The sequence below is a fragment of the Enterococcus sp. DIV2385 genome, from assembly GCF_051711925.1.
Classification (GTDB): domain Bacteria; phylum Bacillota; class Bacilli; order Lactobacillales; family Enterococcaceae; genus Enterococcus; species Enterococcus faecalis.
This window is the reverse complement of sequence record NZ_JBIONV010000001.1, coordinates 1,474,417-1,493,750: the sequence shown is the minus strand read 5'-3', so window position 1 is coordinate 1,493,750 and position 19,334 is coordinate 1,474,417. Positions and strand designations below refer to the sequence as shown.

Genomic DNA, 19,334 nt, shown 5'->3' with positions numbered 1-19,334 from the left:
AAAAATCTGGAACAATCGTCTGAGGAGGACTGTTCCAGATTCTTTTACGAAGAAATAGAAAATCATTTATAGGGGAATCAGAGAATAAAGGAGTGAAGGATACTGATGCAGAGAAAGCAAGAAATGATGACCATTGTAGCTCAAAAACAGTTAGCGCCACGGATTTATCAGTTAGACTTACAAGGCGAGTTAGTGAAAGAGATGACACGACCTGGACAGTTTGTGCATATCAAGGTTCCGCGTGCAGATTTACTTTTGCGGCGACCGATTAGCATCAACCAAATTGATCATTCGAACGAAACCTGTCGTTTGATTTATCGAGTCGAAGGCGCTGGAACGGAAGTGTTTGCCACCATGAAGGCTGGTGAACAATTAGATATTTTAGGTCCTTTAGGAAACGGCTTTGATATAACTACCGTAGCAGCTGGTCAAACTGCTTTTATCGTTGGCGGAGGAATCGGGATTCCCCCATTGTATGAATTATCAAAACAACTCAATGAAAAAGGCGTGAAAGTGATTCATTTTCTTGGTTATGCATCAAAAGAGGTTGCTTATTACCAACAAGAATTTATGGCATTAGGAGAAACACATTTTGCCACAGATGACGGCTCGTTTGGCGCTCATGGCAACGTGGGCCGTTTATTGTCAGAAGCGTTAGCAAAAGGACGGATCCCTGATGCAGTGTATGCTTGTGGTGCGAATGGTATGTTAAAAGCAATTGATTCTTTATTTCCAACACATCCACACGTTTACCTTTCTTTAGAAGAACGGATGGCCTGTGGAATTGGGGCTTGCTATGCCTGCGTTTGCCATAAAAAAGGAGACACTACTGGAGCAAAAAGTGTCAAGGTCTGTGATGAAGGTCCGATTTTTAAAGCAAGTGAGGTTATCTTATGATGAAAAATCCTTTAGCCGTTTCAATTCCAGGTTTAACATTAAAAAATCCAATTATTCCCGCCAGTGGTTGCTTTGGGTTCGGGGAAGAATATGCTAACTATTATGACCTTGATCAATTAGGTTCAATTATGATTAAGGCGACAACGCCCCAAGCACGATATGGAAATCCCACACCACGTGTAGCTGAAACACCCAGTGGTATGCTAAATGCCATTGGATTGCAGAATCCAGGTTTAGAAGTGGTTATGCAAGAAAAATTACCGAAATTAGAAAAATACCCTAACTTACCAATTATCGCAAATGTTGCAGGTGCTTGCGAAGAGGACTATGTGGCTGTTTGCGCAAAAATTGGGCAAGCGCCTAACGTCAAAGCAATTGAATTGAATATTTCCTGTCCTAATGTGAAACATGGTGGCATAGCTTTTGGTACAGATCCAGAGGTTGCTTTTCAATTAACACAAGCAGTCAAAAAAGTCGCATCTGTTCCGATTTATGTTAAACTATCACCAAACGTAACGGACATTGTGCCGATCGCCCAAGCAATTGAAGCAGGGGGCGCAGACGGTTTTTCTATGATTAATACATTGCTCGGGATGCGCATTGATTTAAAAACGAGAAAACCTATTTTAGCCAATCAAACTGGTGGACTATCTGGACCAGCCATTAAACCTGTTGCTATTCGCTTAATCCGACAAGTCGCCAGTGTTTCTCAGTTGCCAATTATTGGAATGGGCGGTGTTCAAACAGTGGATGATGTCTTGGAAATGTTCATGGCAGGTGCTAGCGCTGTCGGTGTTGGTACGGCCAACTTTACAGATCCATACATTTGTCCGAAGTTGATTGACGGATTACCTAAGCGAATGGAAGAGCTAGGCATTGAATCGTTGGAACAATTAATTAAAGAAGTGAGAGAGGGGCAGCAAAATGCACGATAGACCAATTATTGCGTTAGATTTTCCCACGCAAAAAGAAGTGGCTGTTTTTTTAGAAAAATTTCCTAAGGAAGAAGCCTTGTTTGTTAAAGTGGGGATGGAACTTTTTTACGCAGAAGGACCAGCGATTGTTCACTGGCTTAAAGAACAAGGACATGATGTTTTCTTGGATTTAAAATTACATGATATTCCGAATACTGTGGAAAAAGCGATGACAAATTTAGCAAAATTAGGCGTTGCCATTACCAATGTCCATGCAGCAGGGGGCGTTCGAATGATGCAAGCAGCTAAGGAAGGTCTAATCAAAGGGACTCAGCCAGGCGCTAAGGTTCCTGAGTTAATTGCTGTAACCCAGTTGACTTCTACTAGTGAAGAAGAGATGCACCATGATCAATTAATCAACGTTCCTTTAGAGACAAGTGTCATTCATTATGCTAAATGTGCGGAAAAAGCGGGGCTGGATGGCGTGGTTTGTTCAGCATTAGAAGCACGTGGTATTCAAGAAGCAACCAAGCAGACGTTTATTTGCTTAACACCTGGTATTCGTCCAGCAGGAAGTGCAGTAGGTGACCAACAACGGGTCGTTACGCCGCAACATGCTCGAGAAATCGGGTCCACATATATCGTTGTTGGCCGACCTATTACCCAAGCAGAAAATCCTTATGAAGCCTATCAAGAAATCAAAAAAGACTGGAGCGGAAAGTAACATGACAAAAGTAGCAAAAAAGATTGCCAAAGATTTATTAGATATTGAAGCGGTATTTTTAAACCCTAATGAGCCGTTTACCTGGGCTAGTGGCATAAAAAGCCCGATTTATTGTGATAACCGTATCACGATGAGTTATCCTGCTGTGCGTAAAGAAATTGCAGAAGGCTTAGCGGCAAAAATTAAAGAAACTTTCCCAGAAGTCGAAGTGATTGCTGGGACGGCTACCGCAGGGATTCCACATGCAGCATGGGTAGCCGATATTTTAGGATTACCAATGGTTTATATCCGCAGTAAAGCCAAAGATCACGGCAAAGGGAATCAAATTGAAGGCCGAATTTCTGAAGGACAAAAAATGGTAGTTATCGAAGATTTAATTTCAACCGGCGGTAGCGTGTTAGAAGCGGCAGAAGCGGCGGAACGTGAAGGAGCAACGGTTTTAGGCGTTGCGGCAATCTTCACTTATGAGTTACCCAAAGGAACGGCAAATTTTGCAGATAAACAGATGACGTTACTAACGTTAACCAATTATTCAACTTTAATTGATGCTGCATTAGAAGCAAATTATATCGAAGAAAAAGATGTTACCTTATTACAAGAATGGAAAAAAGATCCTGAAAACTGGGGCAAATAACCGTTGAACTAAAGATAGTTCTTGTCGTCTGATTTTTAGTGTCATTTTCAGTAACCAGATTTAACGGTAGGAGAACTTAGGTCATTTGCCGAGGAGCGTAATGATCTAAGTTCTTTTGTTTGACGTAGAAAAGATGTTAGGATAGAGTTTTAACATGAGTTTTACCTGATTACTATGTGGAAATGAAGGAAGAGTGTATGAAAAAAATAAAAAATATGGACGTTGAATGGAGCTATACAGGCAACGATGGACCAGAACATTGGCATACGCTATGTGACTGGTTTGCAGAAGGTGCTAAGTTTGCTTATCAATCGCCAATTGCTTTAGAAAAAGAAAGTGCTGAGACAGTAAATTCTCAGATTACGTTTTATTATAAAAAAGAAGAATTCACTGAAAAGGAATTCAAAAATACGTTTCATTTTGTACCACCAAATACGGAAAGTTACGTAATGTTTGAAAATGTTGCGTATCATTTAACCGATATCCATTTTCATATGCCTAGCGAACATTTGCTGTCGGGAAAGCAGTATCCGCTAGAATTCCATTTGGTTCATATGAATGATGCTGGCGAAAATTTAGTTGTTGGTTGCCTGTTTACCATCACTGAGGAAGAAAATCGTTTTTCAGAAGCGAATCATCCGATGGACTGGGAAAACGGCACGCACCAACAATGGTTTAATCCGTCAATCTTTTTACCAGAGGAGCGTCTACACTACCATTATGTAGGCTCGTTAACAACACCGCCAACTAAGGGTCCAGTGAAATGGTTTGTATTTGATACCATTCAAAAAATGGATCAAGCCTTTTTAAATAAGATCAAGGAAGGTATGTTGGCCTTTAACAATCGGCCCCTTCAGCCGTTGAATGGGCGTAAGATTTATTTTTCAAATGATTAGTGTGTGGAGGAAAAAGGGTTGAATATTCAACAAATGAAGTATGTTGCTGCCATAGCTAACAATGGGAGTTTTCGGGAAGCAGCCAAAAAACTATTTATTACACAACCTAGCTTGTCAAATAGTATTCGAGAATTAGAAGAAGAACTAGGGATTTCCCTCTTTTTACGTACCAATAAGGGCGCTTTTTTAACAGAAGAAGGAATGGTTTTTTTAGAACAAGCAGAGAAAGTCTTAGTTCAAATGGAGTTATTGGAAAATCGCTATCGCGAGACAGTGACCAGCGAACGATTCTCCATCTCTTCGCAACATTACGATTTTTTAGGTGAGGTAATTGCCAAAGTTCTTAAAAAGTATGGGGATCAATATAAAGATTTTCGTGTCTTTGAAACCACAACCTTAAAAGTAATTGAAGACGTCAAAGGATTTCACAGTGAGTTGGGGATTATTTATTTAAATGAACAAAATAGTGTCAGTATTGAACGGTATTTAGAACAAGCTAATCTAGCCTACGAGGTAATTAGTACTTTTAATACACACATTTTTTTAGGAAATCATCATCCTTTAGCCAAGCAAAAAGAAATTCATTTAGAGGAATTAGTTCCCTATCCACAAGTTCGCTTTAATCAAGAAGGAAGCAATTTTTCCTATTTTTCTGAAGATTTAGTTGAAATTCCTGAACAGGAATCGGTCATTCATACTACGGATCGTGGAACTTTAATGAATTTGTTGGTAGAAACCAATGCTTATGCTTCTGGTTCAGGTGTCGTAACGGGTTTTACGAAGAAAGAAATTCGGTTAGTACCATTGGCGCCAGCCTTGGAAAATCGTATTTGTTTACTCTTTCCCAAAAATCGGGAAATCAGTCCGATTGGTCGCTACTTTATCAAAGAACTAAAAGCGTTGTTTAAAAAAGAGGTAGATACCAAAACGTTTAGCACTAAGGAATAAAAAGAAGAGGTCGGGACAGAAGTGTTTAACTCCGAGAAATAAGAAGGAATTTCCGAAAATTGTTCTTTAATTTTTGGAGAATTTCGGCTTATTTCCGAAGGAGTTGCTTCTGTTCCCGCCGTTTATCAGTTTTTGAGCGTGGAGCAAAAATCCAAAGTGATTTTTGTCCCACGCTCTTCTTTTTTGGCTCATTTTGAAACAGTAGAAATGGTTTCTCTTTCAATTAATGTTACAGGCACTTGAATGTCTTCTATGATTTGAAGGTCTTGTTGCATCGTTTGTAATAACACTTCACCAGCTAGTTTTCCCATTTCTTTAAAGTCTTGCGCCATGGTTGTTAATGGCGGTTCGACAAATGCTGCTGCTTGAATATCGTCAAAACCAATAATCGATAATTCTTCTGGCACATGAATACCTAGGTTTTTACAGTTTCGTAAACAATGTAACGCGCTGAAGTCATTATCGCAGACCACGGCTGTGAGTTGGTGCGCCTCAAAATACTGTTTAAAGTTGTGTTCATCTAAGAGATTGGTTTCTGTGATTGCTGTATGGAACGCCAGATTGGCTTCTTTTAAAGCTTGGAGATAACCTAAATAACGTTGCCGAACGGATTGTAGGGCTGGACTTCCTGAAAGGATATATCCAATTTTTGTATGTCCTAAGCCAATTAAGCGTTCGGTTGCTGTTTTACCACCAGCAAAGTTGTCTGATTGAATGGTTGCAAAAGGTAAATCATGGATCTTTTTATCCAAGACAACGACTGGAAAATTCATCAAAGCCAACTCAAACAATAAGTCGAGGTAGTCATTACTAGTAGCAGCATAATAGACAAGCCCGGCAAACTCATTCACAATGTCCGCAGCATTTTTCTCTCTCAAAAAATTAGGCGAGGTCATAAAGACTTCTAAACCAGCTGCTTGAATAGTAGGGGCCAAACCGCTATAGAAATTTCCTACTGATAAATCGTCTGCAAAAGGCAATAAAAAAAGAACTTTATTTAAAGAGGTATGAAGAGGATGCTTTGGCGCTTGAACAAAACTTCCTTTTCCTTGGTGACGTTGGATTACGCCTTGCGTTTCCAACTCAGTTAGCGCTCGTTTGGACGTAATTCTACTGACGTTAAACTGAGCCGATAATTCTTTTTCGGTAGGCACTTGCGCTCCAACAGGCAATCGCCCTGAATCAATTTCATTTTGTAAATAATCAATAATTTGTTGATATAATGGTTGCTTCATTCATTTCACCTCACAATAAGATATATCTTATTTATAGTTTACCATAAATTAATTGGTTTTAAAATGAAAAAAATGATCGAAATCACTAGACAAAGTGAAATGTAAACGCTATAATTCAAATGTGAAATGATATATCAAATTTAAGAGGTGACGAGAATGGTTTATACAGAAGTTCCAAAATCCGTAGCAACATTTATGGAGACAATTACAGAAAAATGCGGTGAAGCACATCAAGATTGGGCAAAAAACTTTCAGGCGGCCTTTGCCAATACTTTACTAACAACAGTGAAACGTCAAGAAGATGGTACTACCTTTTTATTAACAGGCGATATTCCAGCAATGTGGTTGAGAGACTCAACAGCACAAGTTCGTCCCTATTTAGTGATTGCGAAAGAAGACGAAGACCTTGCTCAAATGATTGCTGGTTTGGTTAAACGCCAGTTTCGTTATATTTGCATTGATCCTTATGCCAATGCGTTTAATGAAACAGATAATCATGCAGGCCATCAAACTGATAAGACAGAAATGAATGGCTGGATTTGGGAACGGAAATATGAAATTGATTCATTATGTTACCCGGTCCAATTAGCCTATTTACTTTATAAAAATACTGGGATGACCGAACAATTTAATTCAGATTTTGTGGAAGGCGTCAAAAAAATTCTCAACGTTTTCACAACAGAACAAGATCACGCACAGTCACCTTATTTATTTGAACGAGATACGTGGCGTCAAGAAGATACGTTGGTTGAAGCAGGGAAAGGAACACCAGTTGGCAAAACAGGGATGACATGGTCAGGCTTCCGTCCTAGTGATGATGCCTGCCAATATGGTTACTTAGTTCCTTCTAATATGTTTGCAGTCGTAATTTTAGGCTATATTCAAGAAATTTTCTCTGATGTTTTAGAAGATGCTACGATTGTGGCGATTGCTAAAAAATTACAAGAAGAGATTGAAGAAGGCATCCAAACATTTGGACGAACAAAAAATCAAAATAACGAAACGATTTACGCGTATGAAGTGGATGGCTTAGGCAATGCAAGCGTGATGGATGACAGTAATGTTCCCAATTTAGTAGCAGCTCCATATCTTGGCTATTGTTCAACAGAGGATGAACAATATTTAACAACGCGTCAAACCTTATTAAGTAAAGAAAATCCTTACTTCTATGAAGGCAAATACGCGAAAGGGATTGGTAGCTCGCATACACCAGAAAATTACGTGTGGCCGATTGCTTTAGCAATGGAAGGAATGACAACCAAAGATAAAGCAGAAAAAGAACGAATTTTAGATTTATTAGTTGCCACAGATGCGGGGACTCATTTGATGCATGAAGGTTTTGACGTAGATAATCCTGAAAATTATACAAGAGAATGGTTTTCATGGGCTAATATGATGTTTTGTGAATTAGTTATGGATTATTTTGACATCCGAGTGGAAAAATAGGAGGAAAAGTGATGACAAAGAAAAAAGTCTATATTGTTTCCCATAGTCATTGGGATCGTGAATGGTATCTTCCTTATGAAGAACATCATATGCGCTTAATTGAATTAGTGGATAATGTATTAGATTTAATTGAAAATGATCCAGAGTTTAACAGTTTCCATTTAGATGGACAAACGATTATCTTAGACGACTATTTACAAGTTCGCCCAGAGAAAAAAGAAGCCGTAAAAAAAGCTGTCCAAGCAGGCAAACTAAAAATCGGACCATTTTATATTTTACAAGATGACTTTTTAATTAGCTCTGAATCCAATGTTCGAAACATGCTGATTGGGCATTTAGAAAGTCAAAAATGGGGAGCACCAGTTCAATTAGGTTACTTCCCGGATACATTTGGGAATATGGGTCAAACGCCTCAAATGATGCAATTAGCAAATCTGCCTGCGGCTGCCTTTGGACGCGGGGTGAAACCGATTGGCTTTGATAACCAAGTCTTAGAAAGCGACTATAGCTCACAATATTCTGAAATGTGGTGGGAAGGTCCTGATCAAACGAAAATTTTCGGCTTGCTTTTTGCTAACTGGTATAGTAATGGGAACGAAATTCCTTCAGAAAAAGAAGCGGCAATCGCTTTTTGGAAACAAAAATTGGCTGATGTGGAACGTTACGCTTCCACAAACCATTTATTGATGATGAATGGGGTCGACCACCAACCGGTACAAAGAGATATTACTAAGGCCATCGCTTTAGCCAATGAACTATTCCCAGAATATGAATTTATTCATTCCAATTTCGATGACTATTTGAAAGCTGTTCAAGAGGAGTTACCAGAAGATTTAGGAACAGTAACAGGTGAATTAACGAGTCAAGAAACGGATGGCTGGTACACATTAGCCAATACTTCTTCTGCTCGCGTCTATTTAAAACAGTGGAACACAAAAGTCCAACGCCAATTAGAAAATATCGCAGAACCTTTAGCAGCAATGGCTTACGAAGTAACTGGCGACTACCCACATGACCAATTTGATTATGCTTGGAAAACATTGCTTCAAAACCATCCGCACGATAGTATTTGTGGCTGTTCTGTCGACGAGGTTCACCGAGGCATGATGACTCGCTTTGAAAATGCCAATGATGTCGGGCATTTCTTAGCAGATGAAGCAACACGACAATTAACAGAAGCAATTGATACAAGTGTTTTCCCAGAAAAAGCGCACCCGTTTGTTTTATTTAATACTAGTGGCTATCAGAAAACGGAGGTTGTCACTGTGGAAGTGGAGATTGAACGATTGCCATTTTATACAGGAAAACCTGAAGATCTTTATCATGAATTAAAACAAAAAGCCACCCCAGATTATCAAGTGATTGATCCAACTGGAAAAGCCGTTGCAAGCCGTATTGTCAAAGAAGATGTTCGTTTTGGTTACGATTTACCTAAAGATGCTTTCCGTCAACCGTACATGGCCAAATACTTAACGGTCGAATTATCTGTCAAAGAAATGGCGCCATTCTCTTGGGATAGCTTTGCATTGATTCAAGGAGAAACGAAAGCTTTTGAAGGAAGTCTTTTGGCTCAACCAGCAACAAATGAAATGGAAAACGAATTTATTCAAGTGAAAATTGAAAACAATGGTAGCTTAACCATTGCTGACAAAAAAACAGGAGAAACATTTTCAAAATTGTTAACATTTGAAGATACTGGCGACATTGGGAATGAATATATCTTTTTCAAACCGACCGAAGACCAAGGAATTACAACCGAAAATGTAATGGCTGAAATTACGAATAAAGAAAATTCCCCTGTAAAAGCAAGTTATCAAATTAAACAAACCGTCATGTTACCAGTTTCAGCAGATGAACGATTAGAAGAAGAACAAAAGGCTGTTCGTGAGTTTAGAGAACGCCAAGCACAACGTTCAACGACGCTTCGCCCGTTCGAAATAACGACAGTGGTTACAATGATCAAAGAAAGTAACCAATTGTTCTTTGAAACAACCATTAATAATCAAATCAAAGATCATCGTTTACGCGTGCTTTTCCCAACTGGCATGGTCACAGAAACACATGAAGCGGATAGTATTTATGAAGTCGTGACACGACCAAATCAAGTAAGCGACACATGGGAAAATCCAACAAACCCGCAGCACCAACAAGCGTTTGTGAATGTTCATGACCAAAACAAAGGCGTGACTATCTTCAATGAAGGCTTAAATGAGTATGAAGTCTTAGCAGATGGAACCATTGCTGTCACATTAATTCGTTGTGTTGGCGAACTAGGTGATTGGGGCTATTTTGCGACACCAGAAGCACAATGCCAAGGAGAATATACCTTTAAATATGGTTTGTCATTGCATGGAAAACCAGAAGAACGCTTTGCTACGTATCAACAAGCCTATAGTGCACAAATTCCTTTTACTGCAGCTACTACTGCGCGTCATGAAGGTAAACTAGCACCGAACCATGTTTATTTGACAACGGCAGAAGGACCGATTGGTTGGACAGCCGTTAAACGTCAAGAGCAAACGAATCATTTAGTCGTTCGTGGCTTTAATCTAACAGCGCAAAATATTCCTTGTGAACTTCACAAAGAGACACAACCAGCGACTTGTTTAACAAATGTATTAGAAGAACCGTTGACACCAGCGATAGAAGTTGATACACCATTACGTCCGTTTGAAATTCGGACATGGCGTTTCGAAAAATAAATAAATAGGAGAACTTTGTTGAAAAGGACAAAGTTCTCCTATTTTCTTCTCTGTCGTTTTTTTGAGATATTTATAATAAAAATCTAGCGAAACAATGAGAAAATCATTCATTTTACGGTCAATTTGTGCTACTATAACGTCAACTGAAGGAGTGAAGCTAAATGGATTTAACCAATCGTTTTAATCGTCAAGTAAATAAAATTGCTGTTTCTTTAATTCGTCAATTTGACGAACAAGTCTCAGGAATTGAAGGTATTTTAAAATTAACGCTAGGAGAGCCGGATTTTAACACACCTGAGCATGTCAAAAAAGCAGCCAAAGAAGCAATTGATGCGAATTTTTCTCATTATACAGGGATGTCTGGTTTGTTAGATGTTCGTGAAGCAGCCGCTTATTTTATGAAAGAAAAGTACCATTTGACTTACCAGCCTGCGACAGAAATTTTAGTAACAGTTGGAGCAACAGAAGCGATTTCAGCTTCGTTATTAGCAATTTTAGAACAAGGTGACAAAGTGCTATTGCCAGCACCTATTTACCCAGGGTATGAACCAATTATTACATTGGCGGGGGCGGAACCGGTATATTTGGATACACGAGACAATGATTTTGTCTTGACCCCTGAAATGATTGAAGCGGCAATGGCCGAGCATGGGGAACAAGTCAAAGCAATTATTTTAAATTATCCTAGCAACCCAACTGGTGTCACCTATAACCGCCAAGAGCTGCAAGCAATTGCTGATGTTCTAAAAAAATACGACATTTTTGTGATTAGTGATGAAATTTATAGTGAGTTAACTTATGATGAGAGTCATGTTTCGATTGCTGAAATGTTACGTGACCAAACGATTTTAATTAACGGTTTGTCGAAATCACATGCCATGACAGGCTGGCGGATTGGCTTTATTTTTGCACCAGCGATTTTAACAGCGGAGATCATTAAAGTCCATCAGTATTTAGTTACTGCAGCTGCAACAGTGTCTCAAAAAGCGGCTGTTCGTGCCTTAATCGAAGGAATGCATGATGCTGAAATTATGAAAGAAGAGTATCGGAAACGGCGCGATTTTGTTTATGAACAGATGACTCAATTGGGGTTTGAGGTTGCGCGTCCAAATGGGGCCTTTTATATTTTTGCTAAGATTCCTACTGGTTATGAACAAGATTCTATGAAATTTTGTATTGATTTAGCGCAAAAAGAAGCAGTAGCGTTGATTCCAGGTATTTCTTTTGGCCCAGAAGCAGAAGGATACGTCCGAATTAGTTATGCGTCCGATATGGATAAATTAACAACGGCCATGGAACGAATTGCACATTACATGGCGACACAACGCGTAACGCACTAGCCTTTATAGATTCTTTACACACCTTTACCTTTTATTTACATTTAATTGAAACAGAATTAACAGAGTCTTGGTAGACTAAACTTGTAACTAATTGAAAAGGAAGTGCAAAGATGAAAAAACGTGTAATTGCAGCAACTATGCTGAGTCTAGGGTTATTATTAACTGGGTGCGGAGCTCAAGGAGGCACAACTGAAAAATCCAGCGAAGCGGATAGTAACAAACCAGTTAAAATTGTCGCTGTTGGTTCCACCGCTTTACAACCGTTAGTAGATGCTGCGAAAGATCAATTTACACAAGAACATCCCAATTATACAGTTTCTGTCCAAGGTGGCGGCAGCGGAACAGGACTTTCGCAAGTTGCAGATGGCGCAGTGACCATTGGAAATTCCGATGTGTTTGCCGAAGAGAAAGATGGCGTGGATGCCTCTAAATTAGTCGATCATCGGGTGGCCGTGGTCGGTATGGGACCAGTGGTCAACAAAGAAGTCGGCGTGAAGAATTTAACGAAGCAACAATTGATTGATGTCTTTACTGGCAAAGTCAAAAACTGGAAAGAAGTGGGCGGCAAAGATCAAGAAATCGTCGTAATAAATCGCGCAAACGGAAGTGGCACCCGAGCAACATTTGAAAAATGGGGCTTAGATGGAGCTAAACCAGTTCAATCACAAGAACAAGATTCTTCGGGAACAGTTCGTAAAATTGTTGAACAAACACCAGGAGCAATCAGCTATTTAGCTTTTTCTTATATGGATGATTCCACTGTTGCCTTAAGCATTGATGGTGTTGAACCAAAAGAAGAACACGTGAAAGACAATTCATGGAAAATCTGGTCTTATGAACATATGTATACAAAAGGGGAGCCTAATAAAGATGTAAAAGCCTTCTTAGACTATATGGTCACCGATGATGTTCAAAAAACAATTGTCAAAGACTTAGGTTATTTAGCCATCACAGATATGCAAGTAGAACGTGATGTAAATGGAAAAGTAACTGAAAAATAAACAAAAAACTCAGCCAATAAACAGGATTGGCTGAGTTTTTTTAGGCTTCTTTTTTTGTTAAAGGCAAGGTGATTGTAAAAGTGGTCCCTAAGCCTAAGTGACTATCAATGGCGATTTTACCGCCTAATAATTCTGTGTAATTTTGGACAATAGCTAGACCTAGACCGGTGCCACCAGAATGACGGCTACGTGCTTTATCGACACGATAGAACCGTTCAAAGATCCGTTCTTGGTCTTTTTGACTAATGCCAATGCCAGTATCTTGAACAGATAAACGTAATTGCTGATTTTCAATAGCATAAGAAATAGTAATCTGACCATTTTCTTGGGAATACTGAATGGCATTTTCAATTAGATTCTTCACGATTGGATAAAACAATTCGTATTTGGTGAAAAACTGGCTCTCTGGCAGACCATGAACGACTGTTTTAAGCTGTTTTGCTGCCAATTGTTGCTGATAAGAACCGAGAATTTCTGTAATAAATTTTTCTAAAGTAATTTCTTGTTCTGCATAAGGAATTGTTGCGCTGCCCCGAGAAAGTTCTAAAATTTCTTGAATTAATTGTTGCAGACGCTGGGCATCTTTTTGCATGATGTGCAAAAATTGATTAAGGACTTCCGGATCTTCTTTGGCGCCGTCTATGAGTGTCTCGGTAAAGCCTAAAAGAGAAGTGACAGGCGTTTTTAATTCATGAGACACGTTTGATACAAAATCTTTTTGCATTTTTTCTAGTTGGCGAACGCGCGTTAAATCATAGGCAATTCCTAACACTTGATAATCATTGGCGCTTTGATCATCCAAGTAACGAAGAGAAAGATCTAATCGTAAAGGTGTGGGTCCTTGTGTCACAGTGATTTCTTGATGTAAACTGTTTTTTTCAGCAACGACTTGATGGATTAAATGAATCAAATCGGAGTCTTGAATCACTTCGAGATAATTGCTTTGCATATTTTTAGCAGAGAGTCCTAACATTTCCTGCATTTTAGGGTTCAACAGACGAAGCCGTCCTTGCGTATCAATGATAAAGACACCAATCATCAACTCATCTAAAAGTTCGTGAAATTGCTCATCCGCAGACGTATACGCTTTATACGTTTGACTTACTTGTTGACTCAGTAGGTTAATAGTTTCGTAAAGTTCATTCCATTCAGAAGATTGCTGGATAATGGATCGATTTTCATCTGGATGTTTAAGCATTCGTTTCAGAATCGGTAAGACAGTCACTAGCGGTTGATTTTTTTGCCGTAACAGTAAAAAGATAAACAAGGTAATTAGTAGGAACAAGATGCCAAATGTAAAGATAATATAGCGACGAAAAGATTGGATATTTTTAGAAAATAGCGCAGTTTGTTCCGAAATCCGAATAATGCCAACGATTTCTCCTGATTTTAAAACAGGCGTGGCAACGTACAGAAGTTCTTTATTTAACGTTTTACTCTTTCGTAAGGCTGAACCATAGGCAGCTCCTGATAGAACCGCAGCGATTTCAGGTCGTTTTTTGTGCGACTCTAGCGGTTCATTTTGGCTGCTGTCAAAAAAGACGGTACCATTTTTTTGCAACAAAGTTACCCGTTCTTCTGCATCATCTAACGCATGGGTGACAAGGAGTTGTTGTTGGTTTGTCAGTTGCCCTTTTTCGAAAACGGAAGGGGGCAACTGGTCTGTTAAAAGGGTATTTTTTCTTCTTAAATAGGTTTCTTGCTGAGCAACCATTTCTTTTTGAAAGAAAAAATTGGTCGCTGCAATACTCCCGACAAATAATAAAAGCATGACTGCCGCAACTAAAAAATATTCAATCCGCAGTCTCTTTTTCATCGTTTTGGCTCCTGAAAACGGTAGCCAAAGCCACGGACAGTTACTAAGTAAACGGGCCGTTTGGGATCGGGCTCGATTTTATCACGTAAATGACTAATGTGGACATCGACGATGCGACTTTGTCCAGCGAAGTCATATTGCCAAATTCGTTCCAACAAGGTTTCCCGATTAATGACCCGATCTTTGCGTTTCATGAAGTAAACGAGTAATTCAAATTCTTTCGGTGTTAGTTCAATGGGCTGATTGCGCACAAAGACTTCATAATTTTGTTCATCCACACGAATCTCGCCAATCACAAGCGGAGCTTTAGGTGTGTCCTCTTGAAGCGGTTCGGTCGTGGTAGGTTTTAAACGACGAAAAATAGCTTTCATGCGTGCTAGGACTTCTCTGGGACTAAAAGGTTTTGTTAAATAATCATCTGCCCCAATTTCTAAGCCGATGATTTTATCTACTTGTTCATCTTTGGCAGTTAAAATCAAAATAGGCGTGTCAATTTTTTCTCGACGAAGTGCTTTGGTAATTTCTAAGCCATCCATACCAGGAAGCATTACATCTAAAATTATAAAATCATATTGATTAGACAAAGCTAATTCGAAGCCGTTTTTACCATCTTCGGAAGTAGTCACCTGATAGCCTTCTTTTTCCAAATTAAAGGTTAACAAAGTTAAAATCGATGGTTCATCATCGACGACAAGAACTTTTTTCATTTACATAACTCCTTCAAGAAATTTCTGAAAATAAGTGTATATTTCACTATTGTTAGTTTAACATATTTTTAGAGGAAGAACGTACTTTAAAGTAAGCGAGAATGCTACTTTTGAGAAAAGTCAACTCATGGTATAATAGAGAAATGAAATGAGGAGAAGCGAATGATTGGTATTAGTAGTTGCTTAGGTGGGATTTGTTGCCGTTACGATGGAAAATCTCAAGAACAAGAAGCGTTAAAACAACTTATAACTAATGGAAAAGCAATAATGATTTGTCCCGAAGTTTTAGGAGAGTTGCCTATTCCACGTCCGCCAGCAGAAATCATTGGCGGGGATGGCTTTGATGTTTGGGCGAATACTGCTTATGTATATACGGATAACGGGGAAGATGTGACTGTGGCATTTAAAGCAGGGGCACAACGCGCGTATCAAAAATTAAAAGCCCAACAAATTACAACCTTGATTTTGAAAGAAAAAAGTCCCAGCTGTGGCAGCCAGCTGATTTATGATGGACAATTTTCTGGCATTAAAAAAGCTGGAGTTGGAGTCGCAACTGCTTATTTTATTCAACAAGGAATGACCGTTTATTCTGAAGAAGCATGGCAACTTGCGGACATTTCTTTTTAAAAGGTAAAAACTTAGTAAAAAAAGATTGACTATTCCCTATGAAATCGGTAACCTATAAGGGATTGAAGATGGGAGCACGGCTCATGGAAATGGAAAAAACAAACCGCATGAATGCGTTATTTGAATTTTATTCGACATTATTAACGGAAAAGCAGATGAATTATATGGAGCTTTACTATGCTGATGACTTTTCTTTAGGAGAAATTGCGGAAGAATATGAGGTTAGTCGCCAAGCGGTTTATGATAACATTAAACGAACCGAAAAAATTTTAGAAGAATACGAAAAAAAGTTACATCTTTATTCAAACTATGTTGTACGGAAAGAATATCTTGAACAACTACAGCAGTATGTTCAAGAAACTTATCCCAAAGATAGTGAAATCAAAAAATATATTGAACAAATTCAAGAAATAGAGGAATGAAACTATGGCTTTTGAGAGTTTAACAAACCGCCTACAACAGGCAATGAGTAAAATCCGTCGTAAGGGAAAAGTTTCCGAAGCCGACGTAAAAGAAATGATGCGAGAAATCCGTTTGGCTTTATTAGAAGCCGACGTTAATTTACAAGTGGTCAAAGATTTCACAAAACGTGTCAGAGAACGGGCAGTAGGAGTCGAAGTATTAGAAAGCTTATCACCAGCCCAACAAATTGTAAAAATTGTTGATGAAGAATTAACGAAAACGTTAGGTTCAGAAACGGTTGAACTGAATAAATCTCCAAAAATCCCGACAGTGATTATGATGACAGGGTTACAAGGGGCTGGTAAAACAACTTTTACTGGTAAATTAGCCAAACACTTAATGAAAACTGAAAACGCTCGTCCGCTTTTAATCGCTGGTGACGTTTATCGTCCAGCAGCGATTGATCAGTTGAAGGTTTTAGGTCAACAATTAGAAGTTCCCGTTTTTGATATGGGAACAGATGCTAATCCAGTGGAAATTGTTCGTCAAGGGTTAGCATTAGCAAAAGAAAAGAAAAATGATTATGTCTTAATTGATACGGCCGGCCGTTTACACATTGACGAAGCTTTAATGGACGAATTGAAACAAATTAAAGAGTTGGCTAATCCCAATGAAATTCTGTTAGTTGTTGATGCGATGACGGGGCAAGATGCTGTCAACGTTGCAGATAGTTTTAATGAACAGCTTGGAATTACTGGGGTTGTTATTACCAAAATGGACGGCGATACTCGTGGGGGGGCTGCGCTGTCAATTCGGGCAGTAACGGGCGCTCCGATTAAATTTGTCGGTTCTGGTGAAAAATTAACCGATTTAGAAATTTTCCATCCCGATCGTATGTCGAGTCGTATCCTAGGTATGGGGGACATGTTGACGCTAATTGAAAAAGCGCAACAAGATTACGATGAGAAAAAAGCAGAAGAACTTGCTCAAAAAATGAAAGAAAACAGTTTTGACTTTAACGATTTCATTGAGCAATTGGATCAAGTTATGGGCATGGGACCGATTGAAGACTTATTAAAAATGATCCCTGGAATGAGTAACATGCCTGGTATTGAAAATGTCAAAGTCGATCCAAAAGATGTGGCACGGAAACGGGCGATGGTCTTATCAATGACCCCTGCAGAACGTGAAAATCCTGATCTATTAAATCCTAGTCGCCGCCGCAGAATTGCAGCTGGTTCAGGAAATAGTGTGGTTGAAGTCAATCGTATGATTAAACAATTTAAAGAATCCAAAAAAATGATGCAACAAATGTCCAAAGGGGATATGAACATTCCTGGTATGGATCAAATGCTAGGTGGCGGTGTTAAAGGCAAGTTAGGTAAAATGGCCATGAATCGTATGATGAAGAAAAACAAAAAGAAGAAAAAGAAAAAAAGATAAACAGGCTTTAGTTAATTATCGTAAGAAACAGAAGTGCGCCATCAGTCGAAGAGACTGATGGCGCACTTTCTGTTTAAGCGTAGTTTTGGATAATTGCGTTTAACGCTTCGGCAAAACCAGCACCGTGTTGTTCATAATATGACGTAAATCGTTCATCGCCAACATACATAAGGCCTAACCCTTTGTGTGCTTCTGGCGAATAGCTTGACCAAGAGTACATTAACCAATCTTTGTGTAATTGGAAAATTTCTTGCGCAAGTTGACTAGTCAACTTGGGTGATTTTTGATACATGGCTAACTTAGAAAATAAATCTTTTTCCACGTTCTGCATTGCTTGCATGTCTTTTTCCGTCAAGTTTAAATATTTTTTGTTGGCTTGTTCAATCGTTTCGTTGCCATATTTTTCCCGAATCTCTTTACCATATTTTTCTTCGTTTTCTTGAACTCGTTGTTGTTTGAATGCTTCGAATTTTTGCTGATCTGACATGTTTATCTCTCCTTTGTAATGGTGTAAGGTTTGTTGAACAGAGGCTAAAAGACGATCAATTTCATTGCGCTTTTCCAATAGTTTTTGTTGATGCTCGTATAAAGCCTGTTCAACATTAAAGTCAGGTTGCTCCAAAATTTCTTTAATTTCATCTAGTTTCAGATCCAATTCACGGTAAAAAAGAATTTGTTGCAAACGATTCACCTCGGCTTGCCCGTAAATTCGATAACCAGAAGAATTAATTCTGGCTGGTTGAAGAAGACCAATTTCATCATAATATCTTAACGTCCGTGCACTGACGCCAGATAGTGAAGCCATTTTTTTAATTGTATATTCCATCATTCATTCCTCCTGACAAAATCTATCATAAACCTTTACGTAACGAGAGGGTCAAGCAAAAAAATAGAAAAAGTGAGACAACCTGTAAAAAGTTGCCTCACTTTTTCTCGATTGATTCAATTAGGCAGTTAAGCGATTAAAGAAATCCACGTAAGCATCTACAATTGATTGTAAGAAACCAACAGTGCCATCAATAATTTTACCATCTTCACCAATTAAGTTCGTAATACCGCCAATATAGGCTTCAGGTTGTTGTAAAGTTGGAACATTTAAGAAGACTAATGATTGTCTTAAATGATGGTTCGCACCAAATCCGCTAATTGCACCTGGTGAAACACTCACCACAAGTCCTGGTTTTTTATCCCAAACGCTTTCGCCATACGGACGTGAACCGACATCCAATGCATTTTTTAAAACAGCTGGTACTGAACGGTTATATTCTGGTGTTACAAACATTACGCCATCTACTTGTTTAACTTCTTCACGGAATGTTGTCCAAGCTTCGGTGGGGGTTCCTTCATCATCCAAATCTTGATTGTATAATTCTAAATCACCAATGTTAATAAAAACAGGTTCGAAATCAGCTGGAAATAAGTCCGCCATTGTTTTTGCTACCAATTTGTTAAATGAATCTTTTCTTAAACTCCCTACAAAAATACCAATTTTTTTTGTCATGTAAATCCCTCCATTTTTCTTTTACTTACTTTATGATAGTACTTTTTCAAAAAAAGCGCAAACGTTTTATCCTTGTACATTGTTGAACTTCGTAACTTCAC

General features: G+C 38.7%; 18 protein-coding genes. 13 read left to right on the top strand and 5 right to left on the bottom strand.

From position 1 onward, the window contains the following. Positions 1-105: 105 nt before the first annotated feature. From IGM04_RS07350 to IGM04_RS07325, 6 genes are all read left to right on the top strand, one after another. Complete coding sequence (locus IGM04_RS07350) at positions 106-897, top strand: dihydroorotate dehydrogenase electron transfer subunit (RefSeq protein WP_002365731.1); 792 nt, start codon at positions 106-108, stop codon at positions 895-897. Beyond that, on the top strand, positions 894-1,832 hold the full coding sequence (locus IGM04_RS07345; RefSeq protein WP_002369312.1) for a dihydroorotate dehydrogenase: 939 nt from the start codon (positions 894-896) through the stop codon (positions 1,830-1,832). The genes IGM04_RS07350 and IGM04_RS07345 overlap by 4 nt, the downstream gene beginning before the upstream one ends. Then, positions 1,822-2,535 carry an orotidine-5'-phosphate decarboxylase gene (gene pyrF, locus IGM04_RS07340; RefSeq protein ID WP_086317915.1) on the top strand — a complete coding sequence of 238 codons (714 nt, stop codon included), beginning with the start codon at positions 1,822-1,824 and terminating at the stop codon, positions 2,533-2,535. Before IGM04_RS07345 ends, pyrF begins: the two co-directional genes overlap by 11 nt. Position 2,536: 1 nt before the next feature. Further along, positions 2,537-3,169, top strand: a complete 633-nt coding sequence (gene pyrE / locus IGM04_RS07335) for an orotate phosphoribosyltransferase (protein ID WP_002357418.1) — start codon at positions 2,537-2,539, stop codon at positions 3,167-3,169. Positions 3,170-3,351: 182 nt separating this feature from the next. Beyond that, positions 3,352-4,065, top strand: coding sequence for a carbonic anhydrase (locus tag IGM04_RS07330; protein ID WP_370684186.1), 714 nt, complete (start codon positions 3,352-3,354; stop codon positions 4,063-4,065). A gap of 18 nt (positions 4,066-4,083) precedes the next feature. After that, positions 4,084-5,013: a LysR family transcriptional regulator gene (locus tag IGM04_RS07325; RefSeq protein WP_002361904.1), complete on the top strand. Its 930-nt coding sequence runs from the start codon at positions 4,084-4,086 to the stop codon at positions 5,011-5,013. Positions 5,014-5,201: 188 nt separating this feature from the next. Here the strand turns inward: IGM04_RS07325 and IGM04_RS07320 are convergent, their stop codons facing one another. Next, entirely contained in the window at positions 5,202-6,248 is a 1,047-nt protein-coding gene (locus tag IGM04_RS07320) for a GntR family transcriptional regulator (RefSeq protein WP_002374726.1), read from the bottom strand. 156 nt (positions 6,249-6,404) lie between these two features. On the opposite strand from IGM04_RS07320, the gene IGM04_RS07315 reads away from it, so the two are divergent. From IGM04_RS07315 to IGM04_RS07300, 4 genes are all read left to right on the top strand, one after another. Then, positions 6,405-7,694 (top strand): glycoside hydrolase family 125 protein, encoded by a 1,290-nt coding sequence (locus IGM04_RS07315; RefSeq protein WP_002357422.1) that lies wholly within the window; start codon positions 6,405-6,407, stop codon positions 7,692-7,694. An 11-nt stretch (positions 7,695-7,705) separates the two neighbouring features. Further along, on the top strand, positions 7,706-10,396 hold the full coding sequence (locus IGM04_RS07310) for an alpha-mannosidase (RefSeq protein WP_086317913.1): 2,691 nt from the start codon (positions 7,706-7,708) through the stop codon (positions 10,394-10,396). A gap of 161 nt (positions 10,397-10,557) precedes the next feature. Further along, entirely contained in the window at positions 10,558-11,736 is a 1,179-nt protein-coding gene (locus IGM04_RS07305; RefSeq protein WP_002365726.1) for a pyridoxal phosphate-dependent aminotransferase, read from the top strand. A gap of 110 nt (positions 11,737-11,846) precedes the next feature. After that, positions 11,847-12,737 (top strand): phosphate ABC transporter substrate-binding protein PstS family protein, encoded by an 891-nt coding sequence (locus tag IGM04_RS07300; RefSeq protein ID WP_002374731.1) that lies wholly within the window; start codon positions 11,847-11,849, stop codon positions 12,735-12,737. 40 nt (positions 12,738-12,777) lie between these two features. On the opposite strand, the gene pnpS is transcribed toward IGM04_RS07300, so the two are convergent. After that, positions 12,778-14,553, bottom strand: a complete 1,776-nt coding sequence (gene pnpS, locus IGM04_RS07295) for a two-component system histidine kinase PnpS (RefSeq protein ID WP_086317912.1) — start codon at positions 14,551-14,553, stop codon at positions 12,778-12,780. Beyond that, positions 14,550-15,260, bottom strand: a complete 711-nt coding sequence (locus tag IGM04_RS07290) for a response regulator transcription factor (protein WP_002360193.1) — start codon at positions 15,258-15,260, stop codon at positions 14,550-14,552. Before IGM04_RS07290 ends, pnpS begins: the two co-directional genes overlap by 4 nt. Before the next feature lie 162 nt (positions 15,261-15,422). Between IGM04_RS07290 and IGM04_RS07285 the strand changes: the two genes are divergently transcribed. The 3 genes from IGM04_RS07285 (at position 15,423) to ffh (ending at position 17,732) form a co-directional block, all read left to right on the top strand. Next, entirely contained in the window at positions 15,423-15,887 is a 465-nt protein-coding gene (locus tag IGM04_RS07285) for a DUF523 domain-containing protein (protein ID WP_086317911.1), read from the top strand. An 83-nt stretch (positions 15,888-15,970) separates the two neighbouring features. After that, a complete protein-coding gene (locus tag IGM04_RS07280; protein WP_002357429.1) occupies positions 15,971-16,309 on the top strand; it encodes a putative DNA-binding protein in 339 nt (112 codons plus the stop codon). A 4-nt stretch (positions 16,310-16,313) separates the two neighbouring features. After that, positions 16,314-17,732 (top strand): signal recognition particle protein, encoded by a 1,419-nt coding sequence (gene ffh / locus IGM04_RS07275; RefSeq protein ID WP_002360194.1) that lies wholly within the window; start codon positions 16,314-16,316, stop codon positions 17,730-17,732. A 73-nt stretch (positions 17,733-17,805) separates the two neighbouring features. Here the strand turns inward: ffh and IGM04_RS07270 are convergent, their stop codons facing one another. After that, positions 17,806-18,561 (bottom strand): MerR family transcriptional regulator, encoded by a 756-nt coding sequence (locus IGM04_RS07270; protein ID WP_002377293.1) that lies wholly within the window; start codon positions 18,559-18,561, stop codon positions 17,806-17,808. A 117-nt stretch (positions 18,562-18,678) separates the two neighbouring features. Continuing rightward, complete coding sequence (locus IGM04_RS07265) at positions 18,679-19,233, bottom strand: NADPH-dependent FMN reductase (RefSeq protein WP_002357432.1); 555 nt, start codon at positions 19,231-19,233, stop codon at positions 18,679-18,681. Positions 19,234-19,334 lie beyond the last annotated feature (101 nt).

Bases quoted from the DNA above. Each gene is read 5' to 3' on its own strand.
- IGM04_RS07350 (WP_002365731.1), top strand. From the start codon at position 106: ATGCAGAGAAAGCAAGAAATGATGACCATTGTAGCTCAAAAACAGTTA.
- IGM04_RS07345 (WP_002369312.1), top strand. From the start codon at position 894: ATGATGAAAAATCCTTTAGCCGTTTCAATTCCAGGTTTAACATTAAAA.
- pyrF (WP_086317915.1), top strand. From the start codon at position 1,822: ATGCACGATAGACCAATTATTGCGTTAGATTTTCCCACGCAAAAAGAA.
- pyrE (WP_002357418.1), top strand. From the start codon at position 2,537: ATGACAAAAGTAGCAAAAAAGATTGCCAAAGATTTATTAGATATTGAA.
- IGM04_RS07330 (WP_370684186.1), top strand. From the start codon at position 3,352: ATGAAGGAAGAGTGTATGAAAAAAATAAAAAATATGGACGTTGAATGG.
- IGM04_RS07320 (WP_002374726.1), bottom strand. From the start codon at position 6,248: ATGAAGCAACCATTATATCAACAAATTATTGATTATTTACAAAATGAA.
- IGM04_RS07315 (WP_002357422.1), top strand. From the start codon at position 6,405: ATGGTTTATACAGAAGTTCCAAAATCCGTAGCAACATTTATGGAGACA.
- IGM04_RS07310 (WP_086317913.1), top strand. From the start codon at position 7,706: ATGACAAAGAAAAAAGTCTATATTGTTTCCCATAGTCATTGGGATCGT.
- IGM04_RS07305 (WP_002365726.1), top strand. From the start codon at position 10,558: ATGGATTTAACCAATCGTTTTAATCGTCAAGTAAATAAAATTGCTGTT.
- IGM04_RS07300 (WP_002374731.1), top strand. From the start codon at position 11,847: ATGAAAAAACGTGTAATTGCAGCAACTATGCTGAGTCTAGGGTTATTA.
- pnpS (WP_086317912.1), bottom strand. From the start codon at position 14,553: ATGAAAAAGAGACTGCGGATTGAATATTTTTTAGTTGCGGCAGTCATG.
- IGM04_RS07290 (WP_002360193.1), bottom strand. From the start codon at position 15,260: ATGAAAAAAGTTCTTGTCGTCGATGATGAACCATCGATTTTAACTTTG.
- IGM04_RS07285 (WP_086317911.1), top strand. From the start codon at position 15,423: ATGATTGGTATTAGTAGTTGCTTAGGTGGGATTTGTTGCCGTTACGAT.
- IGM04_RS07280 (WP_002357429.1), top strand. From the start codon at position 15,971: ATGGAAATGGAAAAAACAAACCGCATGAATGCGTTATTTGAATTTTAT.
- ffh (WP_002360194.1), top strand. From the start codon at position 16,314: ATGGCTTTTGAGAGTTTAACAAACCGCCTACAACAGGCAATGAGTAAA.
- IGM04_RS07270 (WP_002377293.1), bottom strand. From the start codon at position 18,561: ATGATGGAATATACAATTAAAAAAATGGCTTCACTATCTGGCGTCAGT.
- IGM04_RS07265 (WP_002357432.1), bottom strand. From the start codon at position 19,233: ATGACAAAAAAAATTGGTATTTTTGTAGGGAGTTTAAGAAAAGATTCA.